We start from the raw sequence: 17,036 nt of genomic DNA on the forward strand, positions 1-17,036 counted from the left end.
GTGTGGTCTCTCCTCGTGAGGGTGGTCAGCGGTTGGGAGCCGGCTCGCGCGGGAGGCCGAGGATGCGCTCGGCCATGATGTTGCGCATGATCTCGTCGGTGCCTCCGGCGAGGCGCAGGGACGGCGCGCTCAGCATGAGCTCGGCCCAGACGTAGGTGCCCCACTCGCCGGTGTCGGCGGTCATGCGGGCTCCGAGGACGCGGCCGGCGAGCGCGCCGATGGCGCGTACGTTCTCCGAGTCCATCAGCTTGATGATCGAGGCCTCGGCGCCGGGTTCGCCCCCCGCGGCGCGGGCGGCGGCGCGCGCGGCGGTCCACCGGATGATGTCGCGCCGGATCGCGATCCGCGCGAACTCCGACCGGATGCCGGTGTCGCCTTCGAGGCCGAAGTGCCGGATCAGGCCGAGCAGCCGCTCGACCGGGTCGGAGGCGGGCGGGGAGGTCCGGTAGCCCATGGACGCCCGCTCGTTGCCGAGCGTGGTCATCGCCACCTTCCAGCCGTCGCCGGGCTTGCCGAGCACGTGGCTGTCGGGGACGAACACGTCGTCCACGAACACCTCGTTGAACGCCTCGCCGCCGGTCATCTGGCGCAGCGGGCGGACCTCCACGCCGGGGTCGTGCATGTCGATCATCAGCATGGTGAGGCCGCCGTGCTTGGAAGCCTCGGGGTCGGTGCGGACCAGCATCTCGCCGATGTCGCTGTAGTGGGCGCCGGAGGTCCACACCTTCTGCCCGCTCACCCGCCAGCCGTCGCCGTCGCGGACCCCTCGGCTGCGGACCCCGGCCAGGTCGGAGCCGGCCTCGGGCTCGGAGAAGAGCTGGCAGGCGAGCAGGTCGGCCCGGTACAGCGCGCGGAGGTATCGCTCCTTCACCTCCGGGGTGCCCCAGGCGAGCAGGGTCGGCGCGACGATGTGGTGGCCGACGACGAAGCAGGCCTCGGAGGGCAGCTCGTAGTCGGCGGCCACCTCGTCGAACAGCTCCTGGAAGCGCGCCTCCCGGCCGCCGCCGCCGTACTCGGCAGGGCCGGTGAGCCAGCCGAAACCGGCGTCGAAGAGCTCGCGGCGGAAGGCCGTGGCGGCCTCCACCATCCGCAGTTCCTCCTCGCGGGTCGGTTCTGCGCCGGAGCTCAGCTCGTCGGAGCCGACGCCCCAGCCCTCCTGCGCCTCGGGGAGCGGCTTGGCGTGCGCGTCGAGGAACGCCCGGACGGCGTCCTGGAACGCGGCCTCGCCGGTGGGTGGGTTTTCTGTCTGGTCGCTCACGCTTGCTCCCGCAGCAGACGGTGGAGCACCTTGCCGCTCGCGTTCTTGGGCAGGGTGCCGGTGTGGATTCGGATCTCGTCGGGCACCTTGTACTTCGCGAGGCGGTCCCTGCAGAAGCCCTGGATGCCCTCGGGGGTGGCCTCGGCCGCGGCCGTCTCGGTGAGGACGACGTGGGCTCGCACGGTCTGGCCCCAGTGCGGGTCGGGCACGCCGACGACGGCGCACTCGACCACGCCGGGGTAGGCGGACAGGACCGTCTCGATCTCGATCGGGTAGACGTTCTCACCACCACGGATGATCATGTCGTCCTTGCGGCCCGCCAGGTACAGGTAGCCCTCCTCGTCGAGGTAGCCGAGGTCGCCGCCCTTGAACCAGCCGTTCACCACCACCTGGGCGGTCTTCTCCGGGCGGCCGTGGTAGCCGCTCATCACCATGTCGCTGCGGGTGACGATCTGGCCGACCTCGCCGGTCGGCACCTCCCGGTCCTCGGCGTCCCAGATCCGCAGGTCGATGTTGTAGCCGGGGCGCCCCACCGAATTCAGCAGGTGCGGGTGCCCGTTCAGCGCGCGCAGGTGGTCCTCGGGGGTGAGCACGCTCTGCATGCCCGCCTCGGTGCCGGCGCCGAAGCCGTTGTAGAAGTCGCAGTCCATCACCGCCATCGCCCGCACCAGCAGGTCGGGCGACATCGGCGCGGCACCGTAGAAAACCGACCGCAGCGCGGCGAAGTCGGCCGGGGCGACGTCCGGCTCCCGCAGCAGCGCGCTGATCATGGTCGGTACCAGGAACACGTCGGTGAGGCCCTTGCGGCACCATCTCAGCAGCTCCGCAGGGTCCCACTGCGGAACGATCAGTGACGTCGAGCTTCGCTGGATCGCGTTGAGCACCAGGCCGAGCCCGGCGACGTGGTACAGCGGGGAGGCCGAGTAGCGGAACTCGTCCCGCAGGAAGCGGTACTCCAGGACCGCGTTGGAGACCATCGTCTTCCACATGCGGTGCGACTGCATCACGCCCTTGGGCAGGCCGGTCGTGCCGCTGGTGAAGGCGAGCGCGACCACGTCCTCGTCCTCGACCACGGCCGGTGTCGGGTCTCCGGCCGCGCCGAGCTCCAGGATCTCCTCCAGCGGGACGGTCCCCTCGATCGCCGTGCCGCGGCCGATCACGTGCGCCAGCTGCGGCAGCTCCGGCCGGGACCGCAGCACGTCGGGCGCGTACCGTTCGCCGACGAAGATCCAGGACGCCTCGGCGGTGCGCAGCAGGGTGGTGATCTCGGCGGGCGACAGCCGGTAGTTCAGCGGCACCGCCACCGCGCCGAGCTTGAACAGGGCGAGGAGGATCTCCACGTACTCCGGCGAGTCGGTGTCCAGGATCGCGACCCGCTCACCCTGCCGCAGGCCCGTCTCCTGCATGCCGCGGGCGAGCCGGTGCACCCGGTCGCGGACCTCGGCGAAGGTGCGTGAGCCTTCCGCGGTGACGAAGCACTCCCGGTTCGGGGAGCGCCGCGCGGCCATGTCGATCCACTCCCCGATCCGGATCCCCGACAGGCGCTGCCCGGTCAGCGGGACCGGGCGGGTGCGCTGCTCGGCCATCTCACTTCCCCAGCATCTCGGCGAGGAGCTCCATCTCGGCCATGCTGTTGCCCGGCACCTGGTAGCCGGTGTCGTCGAAGATCTCGGTCAGGTGGTCGCGGACGTCCTCGGCGCTGAGGGAGTCGTTGACATAGCCGCGGGTCATGCCGACGAACACCCTGGCCACCCGTCCGGCGCCCGCGCTGAGCACCTCGCCGGACAGCTCGCACGAGTCGTGGCACAGGTAGGCGACCACGGACGAGACCAGTGCGGGGTCCATCTTGTCGGCGATCGGGTTCTCGAAGCCCTCGGTCATCCGGGTGAGCGCCACCGGGCCGATCGCGTTCGCCTTGATGTCGTACTTGCGGCCCTCGATCGCGAGGACCTTGATCAGCCCGATCAGGCCCATCTTGGCCGAGGCGTACGACGCCTGGCCGAAATTGCCGTAGAAGCCGGCCGAGGACGAGGTCACCACGACGCGTCCGAAGCCCTGCTCGCGGAAGACCCGCCAGGCCGGGCGGGTGACGTTGAAGGCGCCCTTCAGGTGCACGTCCAGCACCGGGTCCACGTCGTCGGGGCCGGTGTTGTGGAATGTCTTGTCGCGCAGGATGCCGGCGTTGTTCACCACGACGTCCACCTGCCCGAACGCGGAGAGCGCGGTCTGGATCAGGGCCTCGCCGCCCTCGGTGGTGGCGACGGAGTTGACGTCGGCCACCGCGGTGCCGCCGAGCGCCTCGATCTCCTTCACCACGATCGCCGCCCGGCCGCTCTCGACGCCGTCTCCCGACAGGGACGTGCCCATGTCGTTGACGACGACCCTCGCGCCGCGGCGCCCCAGTTCGAGAGCGTGGGCCCGGCCGAGCCCTCCGCCCGCTCCCGTGACCACGGCGACCCGGCCGTCGAAGCTAAGATCCACGGTGACTTCCTCCTCTGGCTGTGGCCCCATACCGGTGTCGGCTCGGCATCGGTAGGAACGATCGCCCATGGGGAGTTACTGTGGGCGTTACGGCTCTCGCCGCTCATGCCGAGTGCACATCCCCCTCCTAACGTCCTGGCCATGAGCGGACTTCAACAACTGGCCGACGCGACCGCGGCGTTCACCGGCCTCGCCGAGGAGCACGAGGAGTTCCGGGACAGCGTGCGGTCGTTCGTGGAGCAGGTCTCCCCGGAATCACAGGTACGCCGCCTGATGGACACCGAGCCGGGTTACGACCCGCGGGTGTGGCGGCAGATGGCCGAGCAGCTCGGCCTGCAGGGAATCGCGATCCCCGAGCGCTTCGGCGGCTCGGGGGCCTCCTTCCTCGAACTGGGCGTGGTGCTCGAGGAGACGGGCCGTGCCCTGCTGGGCGGGCCGTTCTTCGCCACCGTGGTGCTCGCCGCCAACGCCCTGCTCCTGTCCGGCGACGAGCGGGCGCAGCAGGACTTCCTGCCGGGGATCGCCGCCGGTGACACGATCGCCTCGGTGGCGATCACCGAGTCGTCCGGGTCCTGGTCGCCCGGCGACATCGCGCTGCGGGCGTCGCACGAGGACGACGTCTGGCGGCTGTCGGGAACCAAGTCGTTCGTACTGGACGGGCACACGGCCGATCTGCTGCTGGTCTTCGCCAGAAGCGACGCCGGGCTCTCGCTGTTCGCCGTCTTCGGGGAGGCGTCCCGGCTGACCAGGACGCAGCTGCCGACGATGGACAGGACGCGCCGGCAGGCGGTGCTGGAGTTCGACCGGACCCCGGCCCGGCTGATCGGCGAGGAGGGCGGCGCGGGTCCCGTGCTGGAGCGCCTGCTGGACCTGGCCGCGGTCGGCCTCGCCGCCGAGCAGGTCGGCGGCGCCCAGCGGTGCCTGGAGATGTCGGTCGAGTACGCCAAGGTGCGCACCCAGTTCGGCCGGCTGATCGGCTCCTTCCAGGCGATCAAGCACCGGTGCGCGGACATGCTGACGGCGGTCGAGTCGGCCCGGTCGGCGGCGCACTACGCGATGTACGCGGCCGGGGAGGACCTGCCGGAGCTCCCGGTGGTCGCCGCCCTGGCCAAGTCCTACTGCTCGGAGGCCTACACCATGGTGGCGGGCGAGAACATCCACGTGCACGGGGGCATCGGGTTCACCTGGGAGCACCCGGCACACCTGTACTTCAAGCGGGCGGCGTCCTCGGCGCTGCTCTTCGGCGACCCCGACCATCACCGGGCCAGGTACGCCGACGGGGTGGGACTGTGAGCGCGCAGCCGGTCATCGCGGGCGACGACCTGCGCAGCGTGATGGCCTGCTTCGCCACCGGGGTGGTCGTGGTGACCGCCTCGGGGACGGACGGCCCGGTGGGGATGGCGGTGAACTCGTTCGTCTCGGTGTCGCTGGACCCGCCGCTGGTGTTGTTCTGCGCGGCGCGCACCTCGACCACCTGGCCGGCGATCCAGGCCGCCGGGCACTTCTGCGCCAACGTGCTCACGGCCGACCAGGAAGGGCTGGCCAGGCAGTTCGCCCGCCGCGGCGACCGGTTCGCGGGCGTGCCGCACAGCCCGGGCAGGACCGGCGCCCCCGTGCTGAGGGACGTGCACGCGCACGTGGAGTGCACGATCGTCGAAACCTACGAGGCCGGCGACCACACCCTGGTGCTCGGCCGGGTGCTGGAGCTCGCCGCCGACGACGAGGCCGCGCCGCTGCTCTTCTACCGCAGCGCCTACCGGCTGTTCTGACCACGATCCCGATGGACTCGACGAAGGAGTGACAAGTGGTTGCCGCGATCCGCAATGCCGAGTGGTGCGCCTGGTTCCCCGAGGACTACCGGTGGTCGTACAACGTGATGCTGGTGTTCGCCGTGGTGCCGACCGGCGGTGCCGAGGTCGGTGAGATCGACCGGGTCTGCCGGCGGCTCGCCGGTCACGTGGGCGACGACGAGCGCTGGTTCCGCGAGTGGGGCGCGATGGGCGACCACGTCCGGGGCCTCGCGGAGAAGGCCGAGGCGCGGGGCGACCGCCGTGCGGCCGTCGCGCACTACCGCCGGGCCACCAGCTACTACTTCGCCGCGGAACGGTTCCGTTTCCCCAAGGACGAGGAGGCACTGACCTCCTACCGGGCGATGACGGACTGCTTCCGGCGCGCCGCCGAGCTGGACGACCGGTACACGATCGAGCACGTGGAGATCCCGTACGAGGACACCGCGCTGCCCGCGATCTTCATCTCCGCGGCCTCCTCGCCCGGCGACCGGCGGCCCGCGGTGCTGTTCATGAGCGGGTTCGACGGCAACAAGGAGCACAACTGGTTCCTCGGCGCCGAGGACCTGATCGCCCGTGGCGTCTCGGTACTGTCGCTGGACAGTCCCGGCGTCGGCGAGGCCGTCCGCTTCCGCGGCATTCCGCTGCGGCACGACTACGAGGTGGCCGGCGGCGCGGCGATCGACTGGCTGGAGGGCCGCTCGGACGTGGACGCCGACCGGATCGGCGTGATGGCGCTCAGCCTGGGCGGCTACTACGCCTCGCGTTGCGCCAGCATGGAGCCCCGGTTCAAGGCCTGCGTCGCCTGGGGCGCGATCTGGGACTACCACCGGATCTGGCGCGAGCGGATCGAGGCGGCGTACGCCAAGCAGCTGCCGGTCCCCGGCGAACACCTGGTCTGGTCCACCGGGACCTCCTCCAACACCGAGGCGCTGCGGCTGCTGGAGGACTTCCGGCTGGCCGACGTGGTGCCCCGGATGACGTGCCCGTTCCTGCTCGCGCACGGCGAGGACGACCAGCAGGTGCCGGTGTCGGACGCCCACCTGCTGTACGACGCCTGCGGCTCCGCGGACAAGACATTGCGGATCTTCACCAACGAGGAGGGGGCCGCGCAGCACTGCCACATGGACAACCTGTCGATCGCGGTGCCCGAGATCAACGGCTGGCTCGCCGACCGGCTCGGCGCCTCCGCCGGATAACGGCCCTGCGAAGGCGCAGGTTCGGATAACGACCGGCTTAACGGCGGGCTGCCTAGCGTGCTCCTGTCGGAGAGCGGTCGCTCCACCCACGATTCACCACGACCGCCGTGCCCGGCACGACCCATCTGGAGATTTCGATGACCACTGGTAAGCCCCGCCCGCTCATCTCGGTCGACTCCCACGTCGTGGAGCCGAAGGACCTCTGGCTCAAGCGGCTGCCGCAGCGCTTCCAGCACCAGGCACCCCAGGTCCAGTCCACCGACAAGGGCGACTTCTTCATCGTGCCCAACACCGGGATGTCGCCCAAGCCGGTCGGCACCGAGGGCGCAATGATCAACACAAAGATCAACAGTGTGATCACCAAGCCCACCGGTTACCGCTTCGAGGACCAGCGGCCCGGCGCGTACGACCCGGTCGCCCGGCTGGAGGACCAGGACAGCCAGGGCATCCTCGCCGAGATCGTCTACCCGGGCTGGCTGATCGTGCACAGCATCCCCGACTTCGAGCTCAAGGTCGCCTGCGTGCGCGCGTACAACGACTGGCTGTTCGAGGAGTTCTGCTCGCACAACCCCGACCGGCTGATCGGCGCGGTCGCGCTCCCGGTCGGCCCCGGCTCCGTCGAGCCCGCGATCGAGGAGGCCAGGCGCTGGGCCGAGCGCGGCGCCAAGACCTTCCTGCTCCCGCAGGCGGTCCCCGGCATGGCCTGGGGCGACGACCACTGGGAGCCGCTGTGGTCGGTCCTGGAGGAGATCGGGCTGCCCGTCGGGTTCCACCAGGCCGCCGGTCAGGTGGCCATGTTCAACGACAAGACCACCCCCGGCGTGTTCTGGACCACCGCCGTCGGCAACAAGATCAGCCTGGGCTGGGTGTTCATGCAGCTGGTCTACGGCGCGGTCCCCGAGCGCCACCCGAACCTGCGGTTCATCCTGGTCGAGGGCGGCATCGGCTGGATCGCCTTCCAGCTCAACACCATGGACCACCTGTTCAACGACCACCACCGCTGGACGATCCCCGAGCTGGCGATGAAGCCCAGCGACTACTTCAACCGCAACTTCTGGGCCACCTTCGAGGACGACCGGCCGGGCATCCTCACCCTGCCCATGCTGGACGAGAAGCGGCTGATGTGGGCCGGGGACTATCCGCACACCGAGGGCAACTTCCCCTACTCGCAGGAGCAGGTCGCGCACGACTTCCAGGGCATCGACGAGTCGGTGGTCTCCGCGATCACCCACGACAACGCGATCGACCTGTTCGGCCTCTCGCTGCCGAGGCTCGTCAAGGCCTGACGGTGGTGCCCCGGGCCGTCAGGGCCTGGCGGTGCCCCTGTTCGTCAGGCCCTGACGACGCTCCTCGCCCGTCAATGCCCTGCTCGTCAGGCCCTGACGACGCTCCTCGCTCCGTCAATGCCTGACGGTCTCCGGCCCTCGACGGCTCTCGATGTCCGACGGGCTCCCGGCCCGTCGAGGTCCGACGGGCGCGTCCGGATCCGGCGGCGGTCGTGACGACCGCCGCCGGACCGCTTCCCCGGCCCGCGTCCACGGCCCGGGCGACGGGCTCGGAAGGCCGCGGGGTCAGCTCCCGCGCAGCTCGCTGACGAGCTGCCGGGTCGTCGGTGTCGGTCCCACTCCGAGCTCGGCCAGGGCCTTGGTGAGCCGCTGGAACTCGGCCAGCACCGCGTGCGGCGCGCCCAGCGCCCCCTCCACCTGCATCCGTACGCAGTAGGCGGACTCGCAGAACGGATCCCGGTTGATCGCGAACGAGGCCGCCCGCCTGGCACGCTCCAGGTAGCCGAGCGACAGCGCCACCTCGGCGGCGTCGACCGCCGCGTTGACGATCATCACCTCCAGCTCGTGCCGGCGTTCCTCGGCCCACTCCAGCTCGCTCTCCGGCAGGTAGGGCCCCTCGACCAGTTCCAGCGTCGACTCGATCCGCTCCAGCCGCTCCGCGCCGCGCAGCCCGTACGCGTCCTTGATCATCCGTTCGAAGCGCAGGTCGGTGCTGTCCACGTACAGGCCGTCGGCCCAGCGGACATGGCTCTGCGAGGTCCTGGCGAGGTTCACCCCGGTCGCCTGGCGCAGCTTGTGCACCACCTGGCGGAAGTAGTTGCCGCCTCGGCGCGGGTCGGCGTCGGGGAAGAGCCGTTCCTGCAACCGGTGCCGCTCCACGCCCTCGGGATGCAGCGTGAGGTAGGCGGCCAGCTCCAGCACCTTGGTCCGGCGCGAGCAGCGCGGCACGCCATCCACGATCAGGTCGAGCACCGGGCCGTGCGTGTGCACGTCGACCACGATCACCCGCTCGGAGGCCGCGACCGGCTGGCGCTTGCGCGCCTCCGGCGGCTGGTGGCCGACCAGCTGACGCCAGCGGGTGCCGCCGGCGTCGTTCTCGATCTGGCGGCGCAGCACCCCCGGCACATCGTTCAGCGCGTTCTTCAGGACGAACAGGCAGCCGATCGCGTTCGCGGTCTCGTAGGCGAGCTCGACCGAGGCCGACGCCGCCTCGGCGTTGCCCAGCCGGGCCTCGGCCTCGGCCAGGTAGGTGGCGGCGAAGGGCAGCATCAGGGTGCGGCCCGCCGCCCGCATCGCCTCGGTGGCGCTGCGCAGCACCCGCGCGGCGTCCTCCGGCCGGTCGATCCGCAGGTAGGCCAGGCCCTGGAAGGTCTGGCCCCACTCGGCGTAGCAGCGGTTGCCGCTCGCGGCCGAGCGGCTGATCGCGTCGGCCAGGGTCATCCGGGCGTCGTCCACCCTGCCCAGGGTGAGCTGCAGGACGCCGACCACGACCTCGAAGCAGGGCTCCCAGCCGAACCGGGTCCTGCGGCTGTGCTCGACCGCCGACTCGGCGGCCCACAGCGCCTTCTCCGTCTGCCCCTCGGCCCACAGCAGCCACGCCTCGTGGAAGAACCACAGGTCGGTGTGCGCGCCGAACTTGATCGTCTCGGGAACCTCGTCCAGCAGCTCGCGGGCGAGCGCCAGCTCGCCGCGCCAGACCAGGGCGAGCAGCGGGTGCGGGGTGCGGAAGAACGAGCGCGGCGGCCAGTCGCCCTCCTCGGGCAGCATCCGCAGCAGCTGGTCCAGCCTCCCCTGCACCAGCAGCCCCCAGGAGTACACGCGCTCGCTGTCCACCCAGTCCCTGCCGGGCGGGGAGGCGACCGGCTCGCGGCCCGCCACCGCCTCCAGTTCGTAACGGACCGCCTCGGCCCTGAAGTCGCCCTCGTAGTTGCGGATCAGCTCAAGCGCCTGGGCCGGGCGCCACTGCATGGCGTATCCGACGAACGCGACCGCGCCGGGGTCGGACTTGGCCACGTCGCCGAGCATGCCCTCCTGGTGCAGCCTGCCGATCAGCGCCTGCGCCTCGGGGATGCGCCGCACCCCGTACAGCGCGCGCAGCAGGGCGCCGAGCAGGACCGGCCGGGACTCGACCACCTGGATGCCGAACGTCTCCAGCCAGCGCAGCAGGACCCGCCAGTCGGCGCGGGCGGACAGCGCGGCGACGGCGCTCTCGGCCACGTCCGCGGCCTTCTCCACCTCCCCGGCCTCCAGGTAGGTCTCGACCGCGTCCTCGTGCATCCCGGTCTCCTCCAGGAGCCGGGCGTAGCGGCTCTGCAGGCCGGGCAGCTCGCCGGGCAGCCGCGCCTGCAGCTGCTCGCGCAGGTACTGGCGGAACCGGGGGTGGTAGACGAGCGCGCGGTCGGCCTTGGTCGCCGGCAGGTGCCGCGAGCCGAGTGACTGCCACAGCCGGTAGCCGTCCTCGCCGCAGAGGGCGACCGCGGCCCGCGCGGTGACGATGGCCGGGATCGAGGTGCGGAGCAGGAAGTCCTGCTCCTCCTGCGGGAGGCGGGCCAGGATCTCCCTGGAGACGAAGCCGGCCAGCGCGTCCGGCCCGTTCTCGGACTTGAGGCCGGGGACGATGTCGAAGGCGACGGCGGCGATCCAGCCCTTGGTGGCCTCCATCAGCGGCGCCGGGTCCCGCCCGTCCTGACCGTGCGCGGCGAGCAGCGTGCGGGCCTCGTCCATGTCGAGGGCGAGGTCCTCGCCGCTCATCCTGGCGATCCTGCCCTGCATCATCATCCGGCCGATCGGGCCGCTCAGGTCCTCGCGGCTCAGGATGACCGTACGGACACCCGGCGGCAGGTAGTCGAGGAAGATACCGAGCACGGCGAGCGCCTCGTCCGCGTCCACCAGCCACTCGCAGTCGTCCAGGACGAGCAGCAGGGAGGTGTCGGCGACGCTCTCGGCGAGCATCGCGGCCACCTCGGTCGTCGGGAAGCCCTCCGCCAGGGCGGACTCCACCGTCCTGGGCGCCTCGGGATTCAGGCCGGACAGCGCCTCGGCCAGGTAGACCATCAGCCGGGACGGGCTGCGGTCGCCGGCGTCGAGGGTGAGCCAGGCCAGCGGCCAGCCGAGTCGCGTGGCGAACATCCGGGTCTGCACGGTCTTGCCCGAGCCGGCCGCAGCGAAGATCACAATTGTCTCGTGAGACACCAGGAAGGCGGCGAACTGTTCGTCCAGCCGGTCCCTGGTGATCGTCCCACGCGGCAGTCCAGGGGGTTGGACCTTGTGACTCAAGATCATGCCAGCCTCAGTTCACCAGAACGTAGCTTCGCGGCAACTTCACCGAAACCCCCGTCGAGTGAAGCCGCACTTCAATCAAGTGCTATGGCAATACTTATGTCAAGAGTGTTGCCGTTTTTAATACCCTTTTCGACACATTATGGGCTTTATTGATCACTGCGATCTAAGTAACGGATAGTGAGGATCGCCGCCGGCTTCCAGCGGTCCCCGCCTGTCGATGCTGCGCCGCCGGGCGTCACCTCGGCCATCACCCGGGCCACCCCCGTGACGACCCCCGATCCGGCCCCGGGCCCATAACGGCGGTGGTAACGCCGGGTGGGGTGAGGTGACCGTAGCGCCACCCTTCCCGTACGCGAACGGAGCCCTTCGGTGTTCTACTACTTCCCGGACAACTACATGTGGTCCTCGGCCTTCAACCTCGCCCTGATGGCGGGCGGCTCACTCGGCGAGATGAACCGGTGGCTGTCGCCGCTGCGCGAGGGCGAGCCCGACAACGAGGCCTGGGGCAAGGCGTGGGCGGGGATGGCCGAGCAGCAGGAGACGCAGGCCGCGGAGGACCTCTCCGCCGGGCTGCGCCGCAGCGCCGGCCTCCGCTACCTGCGCGCCTCGGTCTACCACGCCAGCGGCGAGCGGCAGATCCCCCCGGGCCCCGAGAAGAGCGCGAGCTACCAGGCATCGCTGGACGCCTTCGAGAAGGCGATCGAGCTGGTGCCGCTGAACGTGGAGCGGATCGAGGTGGACTCGCCCGACGGCGTACTGCCCGGCTACCTCATCCCGGCCAGGACCGCCGAACCCGCCCCGGTCGTGATCTTCTACGGCGGCTTCGACGTCACCAAGGAGTTCCTCTACGGCTTTATCGAGGAGGAGTTCGTCCCCCGGGGCATCAGCTGCCTGGTGATGGACAGCCCCGGCGTGGGCGAGCCGCTGCGGCTGCGCGACGTACCCTCGCGCCCCGACTACGAGGTGCCGACCGCTGCCGTGATCGACTACCTGGAGACCCGCTCCGACGTGGACGCGAGCCGGATCGGCGTGATGGGGATCAGCCTCGGCGGCTACTACGCGCCGCGGTCGACCGCGTTCGAACCCAGGATCAAGGCGTGCGCCGCCTGGGGCGGCATCTGGGACTGGGGCGCCACCTGGGAGAAGCGCTGGGCGACCCGGTCCAAGACCGTGTCCGTGCCGTGGTTCCAGCTGCCCTGGGTGATGGGTACCGACACCATGGAGGCCGGCCTGGAACGCGTCAGGCAGTGGACGCTGGTGGACGTACTCCCCAAGATCACCCAACCGCTGCTCATCGTGCACGGCGAGAACGACCGCCAGGTCGCGGTCGAGGACGCGCACAAGGCCTACGCGGCGGCCGGTTCCACGGACAAGACGCTGCGGATCTTCACGGTCGCCGAGGGCGGCGCCGAGCACTGCCAGACCGACGAGCCCGACCCGGCCCGCCAGCTGATCGCCGACTGGTTCGGACAGCGCTTCGGCACCCTGCCCGCGCAGGACTGACCCGCCGCCGTCCACGGGTTCACGAGGGTTTCGTGAGGGTTTCGTGAGAATGAGGAGACATCGGGATGAGCACTGACACCGGCGGCGGGTCCGCACGCAAGGTGACGCTCGACGACGTGCACGCGCTGTGCGACCGGTACCGGAACTGGGGCAGGTGGGGCCCGGACGACCAGCTCGGCACACTCAACCACATCGAGCCGGAGATGGTCGTCGCCGCGGCGGGACTGGTCCGGCAAGGCAAGATCATCTCCTGTGCGCTGCCCTACGACGGCAACGGCCCCCAGAACGGCTGGGGCGGACGGGTCAACCCGCTGCACTTCATGCTGCAGGACGGCGGCGACGCGGCCATCGGCGCACAGGACCACATGGCCCGGCTGAGGTACGCCGACGACGCGATCTACATGCCCCTGCAGTCGGGCACCCAGTGGGACGCGCTGTCGCACGTGTTCTACGACGGCAAGATGTACAACGGCTACGGGCAGGAGCACGTCTCCAGCACCGGGGCGGAGAAGAACGCGATCCACCTGATGACCGAGAAGGTCGTCGGGCGCGGCGTGCTGCTGGACATCCCCCGCCACCGCGGCGTGCCCTGGCTGGAGCCGGGGCAGGGGATCGACAGCGCCGAACTGGCCTCGTGCGCCGAGTCCCAGGGGGTCGCCGTCGGTCGCGGTGACTTCGTGCTGGTCAGGACCGGTCACATGGCGATGTGCCGGGAACAGGGCGCCTGGGGCGGATACGCCGCGGGCGACGCCCCCGGCCTCACCCTGGACTCGGCGCACTGGATCTGCGGGAACGAGATCGCCGGGGTCGCGACCGACACCTGGGGCATGGAGGTGCGGCCGAACGAACTGGAGGAGATCTTCCAGCCGGTGCACATCGTGCTGCTGGTCAACGCGGGACTGCTGATCGGCGAGATCTTCGACCTGGAGAAGCTCGCCGAGGACTGCGCGGGCGACGGCGTGTACGAGTTCATGTTCGCCGCGGGGCCGCTCCCGTTCACCAAGGCGGTCGGCTCGCCGCTCAACCCGATGGCGATCAAATGAACATCGACGAACTCGACCGGCTCCCGGTCGCCTGGGAGCCCGACCCCGCCGACTTCCCCGCCACCCCGCTGGGACGGATGGCGGCCAGGCACGGAATCGCCACCTTCGAGGAGGTGGCGGCCCGCGCCGCCGCCGACCCCGAGTGGTTCTGGGGCGCCGCCGCCGACGACGTGCTGCGCTGGCGGCGACCGTACGACACGGTGCTCGACCTGTCGGACGGCCCGCAGTTCCCGCACTTCTTCAAGGGCGGCGGGCTCAACTGGGCCGACTACGCGGTGGACCGGTGGGTCGAGGAGAACCGCGGCGACGACGAGGCGATCGTCTGGGAGGGTGACGACGGCTCGGTCCGCACCGTCACCTACCGCGAACTGAAGGAGCGCATCGACCGGGCCGCGGGCGCGTTCACCGCGCGCGGCGTCGGCGTGGGCGACGTGGTCGCGCTGTACCTGCCGATGGTGCCCGAGGCCGTGGTGGTCGTGCTCGCCGCCGCCAAGATCGGCGCCGTCGTGGCACCGTTCTTCAGCGGCTTCGGCCCCACCCCGGTGCGCGAACGGCTGCTGGACTCCGGCGCGAAGCTGATGGTCACCGCGGACGGCTTCGAGCGCCGGGGCAGGCTCGTCCCGATGAAGGAGACCTTCGACGAGGCCGCCGAGGGCCTGTCGGAGCTGCGTACCGTGCTGGTGGTGCGCCGGCTGGGCCGGGACGCCCCGATGACCGCGGGCCGCGACGAATGGTGGGACGAGGCGCTCGCCGCGGCCGAGCCCGTCGCGGAGACCCCGGTCCTGGACGCCGAGACCCCCTGCATCCTGCTGTACTCCTCGGGCAGCACCGGCCGGCCCAAGGGCTGCCTGCACACCCACTCCGGCCTGCCGTTCAAGTTCGCGCAGGAGGCGAGACACGGGTACGGCATGGACAGGGGCGACCGGCTGCTGTGGCTCACCGACATGGGCTGGGTGATGGGCGTCTACACGATCACCGCCGCCCTCACCAACGGCGCCACCGCCGTGCTGTACGAGGGCACCGCCGACCACCCCACGCCCGACCGGCTCTGGTCGCTGGTCGAGCGGCACCGGGTGACGGTGCTGGGCGTCTCCCCCACCCTGGTCAGGATCCTGGCCGGCCTGGGCGACCGGTGGCCGGACGCGCACGACCTGCCCGACCTGCGGGCGATCTGCAGCACCGGCGAGCCGTGGAACCTGGAGCCGTGGTGGTGGTGCTTCCGCCACGTGGGCAAGGGGCGGACGCCGATCGTCAACATGAGCGGCGGCACCGAGTGCGGCGCGTCCATCGTGAGCGGCTCGGTGCACCGGCCGATCAAACCCGCCGGGTTCTCCGGCCCCACCCTGGGCATGGCGGCCGACGTGTTCGACCCCGACGGGCGCTCGGTCCGGGGCGAGGTGGGCGAACTGGTCGTGCGTGGCCCGTGGCCGGGCATCACCAAGGGCTTGTGGGACGGCCCCGAGCGGTATCTGCGGACGTACTGGAGCCGCTACCCGGGCACCTGGCAGCAGGGCGACTTCGCCTACGTCGACGCCGACGGGCACTGGTTCCTGCTGGGCCGCTCCGACGACACCATCATGCTGGCAGGCAAGCGGGTCGGCCCCGCCGAGATCGAGTCGCTGCTCGTCGACGACCCCGAGGTGGTCGAGGCGGCGGCGGTCGGCGTCCCCGACGAGCTGAAGGGCGAGGCGCTGGTCTGCTTCGTCGTGCTCGCAGAAGGCGCCGACCCGGCCCTGGTGCTGCCCAGGCTGGAGGCGTCGGTGGTGGCGAGGGAGGGCAAGGCGACCCGGCCCAAGGCGGTGCACGCGGTGCCCGCGCTGCCGAAGACGCGCAACGGGAAGGTGATGCGGCGGGTGGCGCGGGCGGTCTACATCGGGGCCGACCCGGGCGACGTGACCGCGCTGGAGAGCCCGGAGCCGCTCGCCTCACTGCCACGGCAGGCGAGCACCACCTGACCCACGCACGCCGACGGCGCCCCCGCGACTCGCGGGGGCGCCGTCGGCGTTGCGGTGATCCATCCGGCTCATCCGGCTCATCGCGCCAAGGCGCCCGGCCGATCACGAGTACTCCGTCGACGACGCTGCCGTCGACGTCGCGCGTGCGGAAACGCCCCGACCGGTCACGGGTGCACCGTTCGCGACCCGCGGTCGCCCGTCATGCCGGAAGGCGCCCCGGCCGGTCAGCCGGGGCGCCATGGTCACGGCCGGTCAGCCGGCCGGGGCGAGGAGGGCGCGCTTCTCCGCCACGATCTCGGCGAGGGCCTCCTCCAGCGGCCAGCGCGTCTCGTAGCCGTAGTCCCGCCGGAAGTACGTGTCGTCGAAGTTCATCGGCCAGCGGTGGTCGGCGTCGGCGGGCTCGATCCTGGCGCCGGGGATCAACCCGCGCGCGATCTCCGCCATCTCCCCGACGCTGCGGTAGTCGCCGCGCACGTGGTAGGCGTTGTGCAGAGGCTCGGGCCCCTGGCTCGCCCGGACGAACGCGTCGGCCGTGTCGTGGATGTACACCATGTTCATCATCGACCCGGAGTGGAACGCGGGCCGGCCCGTCTCACCGGCCAGCGGCTTGGTGACCAGCTCGTCGATCAGTCGGCGGGCGGTGCCGATCAGGCAGGCGGCGCCGTAGGCCAGGCCGATCCTGATCGAGGTGTTCATCACGCCCAGCGAGCTCCGGTAGTACTCGCCCATCGTCTCGCCGAAGACCTTGCTGCCCTCGTACACGTCGCCGGCGTGGATCCTGGCGTCCTCGGTGATCGGCTCCCCCGCGCCGTACTCGGCCGGGTCGAACAGGGCGGCGCTGCTCGCCAGCACCGTGCGCTCCACGCCGAGCAGCCTGGCCGCCTCCAGCACGTTGTAGGTGCCGACGATGTTCGACTGGATGCACTGCCCGCGCTGCGCCGCCGACCGGTCGTGCAACTCGGCGGCGAGGTGGATGATCCGGTCCGCCCGGTGCGTGCTGACCAGGTCGGCGACGAGCGCGAAGTCGGTGACGTCCCCCTCGACGAAGGTGAGCGCGTCCGGGGCGCCGGACGGCTCGGCCGCCCACTCGGGCCGCCGGTCGAGCGCGACGACCCGGTGGCCGTCGCGCAGCAGCCGGTCGACGACGTACGAGCCGATGAACCCGGTCGCGCCGGTGACCAGATAGGTCATCGTGATTACTCCTGACTTTCAAGGGATTGAGGAAGTGCGGGGAGAGGGTGC

At 71.0% G+C, this 17,036-nt stretch carries 12 protein-coding genes; 7 read left to right on the forward strand and 5 right to left on the reverse strand.

The annotated features are described in order from the left end of the window. Positions 1 to 25: 25 nt before the first annotated feature. Genes AB0B96_RS04580 through AB0B96_RS04590 form a run of 3 tightly spaced genes read right to left on the reverse strand, consistent with a single transcriptional unit; the run spans position 26 to position 3,739 of the window. Entirely contained in the window at positions 26 to 1,258 is a 1,233-nt protein-coding gene (locus AB0B96_RS04580) for an acyl-CoA dehydrogenase family protein (RefSeq protein WP_362896494.1), read from the reverse strand. Beyond that, entirely contained in the window at positions 1,255 to 2,844 is a 1,590-nt protein-coding gene (locus tag AB0B96_RS04585; RefSeq protein WP_362896496.1) for an AMP-binding protein, read from the reverse strand. Before AB0B96_RS04585 ends, AB0B96_RS04580 begins: the two co-directional genes overlap by 4 nt. 1 nt (position 2,845) lies before the next feature. Continuing rightward, complete coding sequence (locus AB0B96_RS04590) at positions 2,846 to 3,739, reverse strand: SDR family NAD(P)-dependent oxidoreductase (protein WP_362896498.1); 894 nt, start codon at positions 3,737 to 3,739, stop codon at positions 2,846 to 2,848. Between the two features lie 141 nt (positions 3,740 to 3,880). On the opposite strand from AB0B96_RS04590, the gene AB0B96_RS04595 reads away from it, so the two are divergent. The 4 genes from AB0B96_RS04595 to AB0B96_RS04610 all read left to right on the forward strand — a co-directional run bounded on the left by AB0B96_RS04595 (position 3,881) and on the right by AB0B96_RS04610 (position 8,011). Beyond that, on the forward strand, positions 3,881 to 5,032 hold the full coding sequence (locus AB0B96_RS04595) for an acyl-CoA dehydrogenase family protein (protein WP_362896500.1): 1,152 nt from the start codon (positions 3,881 to 3,883) through the stop codon (positions 5,030 to 5,032). Next, positions 5,029 to 5,508 carry a flavin reductase family protein gene (locus AB0B96_RS04600; protein WP_362896502.1) on the forward strand — a complete coding sequence of 160 codons (480 nt, stop codon included), beginning with the start codon at positions 5,029 to 5,031 and terminating at the stop codon, positions 5,506 to 5,508. Before AB0B96_RS04595 ends, AB0B96_RS04600 begins: the two co-directional genes overlap by 4 nt. A 35-nt stretch (positions 5,509 to 5,543) precedes the next feature. Further along, a complete protein-coding gene (locus tag AB0B96_RS04605) occupies positions 5,544 to 6,725 on the forward strand; it encodes an alpha/beta hydrolase (protein ID WP_362896504.1) in 1,182 nt (393 codons plus the stop codon). A 137-nt stretch (positions 6,726 to 6,862) separates the two neighbouring features. Beyond that, positions 6,863 to 8,011 carry an amidohydrolase family protein gene (locus tag AB0B96_RS04610; protein WP_362896506.1) on the forward strand — a complete coding sequence of 383 codons (1,149 nt, stop codon included), beginning with the start codon at positions 6,863 to 6,865 and terminating at the stop codon, positions 8,009 to 8,011. Between the two features lie 285 nt (positions 8,012 to 8,296). Here the strand turns inward: AB0B96_RS04610 and AB0B96_RS04615 are convergent, their stop codons facing one another. Then, a complete protein-coding gene (locus AB0B96_RS04615; RefSeq protein ID WP_362896508.1) occupies positions 8,297 to 11,293 on the reverse strand; it encodes a BTAD domain-containing putative transcriptional regulator in 2,997 nt (998 codons plus the stop codon). Positions 11,294 to 11,662: 369 nt separating this feature from the next. On the opposite strand from AB0B96_RS04615, the gene AB0B96_RS04620 reads away from it, so the two are divergent. The 3 genes from AB0B96_RS04620 to AB0B96_RS04630 all read left to right on the forward strand — a co-directional run bounded on the left by AB0B96_RS04620 (position 11,663) and on the right by AB0B96_RS04630 (position 15,794). Further along, positions 11,663 to 12,796 (forward strand): alpha/beta fold hydrolase, encoded by a 1,134-nt coding sequence (locus tag AB0B96_RS04620; RefSeq protein ID WP_362896510.1) that lies wholly within the window; start codon positions 11,663 to 11,665, stop codon positions 12,794 to 12,796. 65 nt (positions 12,797 to 12,861) lie between these two features. Beyond that, entirely contained in the window at positions 12,862 to 13,839 is a 978-nt protein-coding gene (locus AB0B96_RS04625) for a cyclase family protein (protein WP_362896512.1), read from the forward strand. Then, the gene (locus AB0B96_RS04630; protein ID WP_362896514.1) at positions 13,836 to 15,794 is read left to right on the forward strand and encodes an AMP-binding protein; all 1,959 of its coding nucleotides are present in this window, start codon (positions 13,836 to 13,838) and stop codon (positions 15,792 to 15,794) included. The genes AB0B96_RS04625 and AB0B96_RS04630 overlap by 4 nt, the downstream gene beginning before the upstream one ends. Before the next feature lie 252 nt (positions 15,795 to 16,046). Here the strand turns inward: AB0B96_RS04630 and AB0B96_RS04635 are convergent, their stop codons facing one another. Then, positions 16,047 to 16,985: an NAD(P)-dependent oxidoreductase gene (locus tag AB0B96_RS04635; RefSeq protein ID WP_350942950.1), complete on the reverse strand. Its 939-nt coding sequence runs from the start codon at positions 16,983 to 16,985 to the stop codon at positions 16,047 to 16,049. Positions 16,986 to 17,036 lie beyond the last annotated feature (51 nt).

This window comes from Streptosporangium sp. NPDC049046, assembly GCF_040649155.1.
Taxonomy (GTDB): domain Bacteria; phylum Actinomycetota; class Actinomycetes; order Streptosporangiales; family Streptosporangiaceae; genus Streptosporangium.

What these genes read in the sequence shown, in the direction of transcription:
- AB0B96_RS04630 (WP_362896514.1), top strand. Translation starts at nt 13,836, where the DNA reads ATGAACATCGACGAACTCGACCGGCTCCCGGTCGCCTGGGAGCCCGAC.
- AB0B96_RS04635 (WP_350942950.1), bottom strand. Translation starts at nt 16,985, where the DNA reads ATGACCTATCTGGTCACCGGCGCGACCGGGTTCATCGGCTCGTACGTC.
- AB0B96_RS04585 (WP_362896496.1), bottom strand. Translation starts at nt 2,844, where the DNA reads ATGGCCGAGCAGCGCACCCGCCCGGTCCCGCTGACCGGGCAGCGCCTG.
- AB0B96_RS04625 (WP_362896512.1), top strand. Translation starts at nt 12,862, where the DNA reads ATGAGCACTGACACCGGCGGCGGGTCCGCACGCAAGGTGACGCTCGAC.
- AB0B96_RS04615 (WP_362896508.1), bottom strand. Translation starts at nt 11,293, where the DNA reads ATGATCTTGAGTCACAAGGTCCAACCCCCTGGACTGCCGCGTGGGACG.
- AB0B96_RS04610 (WP_362896506.1), top strand. Translation starts at nt 6,863, where the DNA reads ATGACCACTGGTAAGCCCCGCCCGCTCATCTCGGTCGACTCCCACGTC.
- AB0B96_RS04595 (WP_362896500.1), top strand. Translation starts at nt 3,881, where the DNA reads ATGAGCGGACTTCAACAACTGGCCGACGCGACCGCGGCGTTCACCGGC.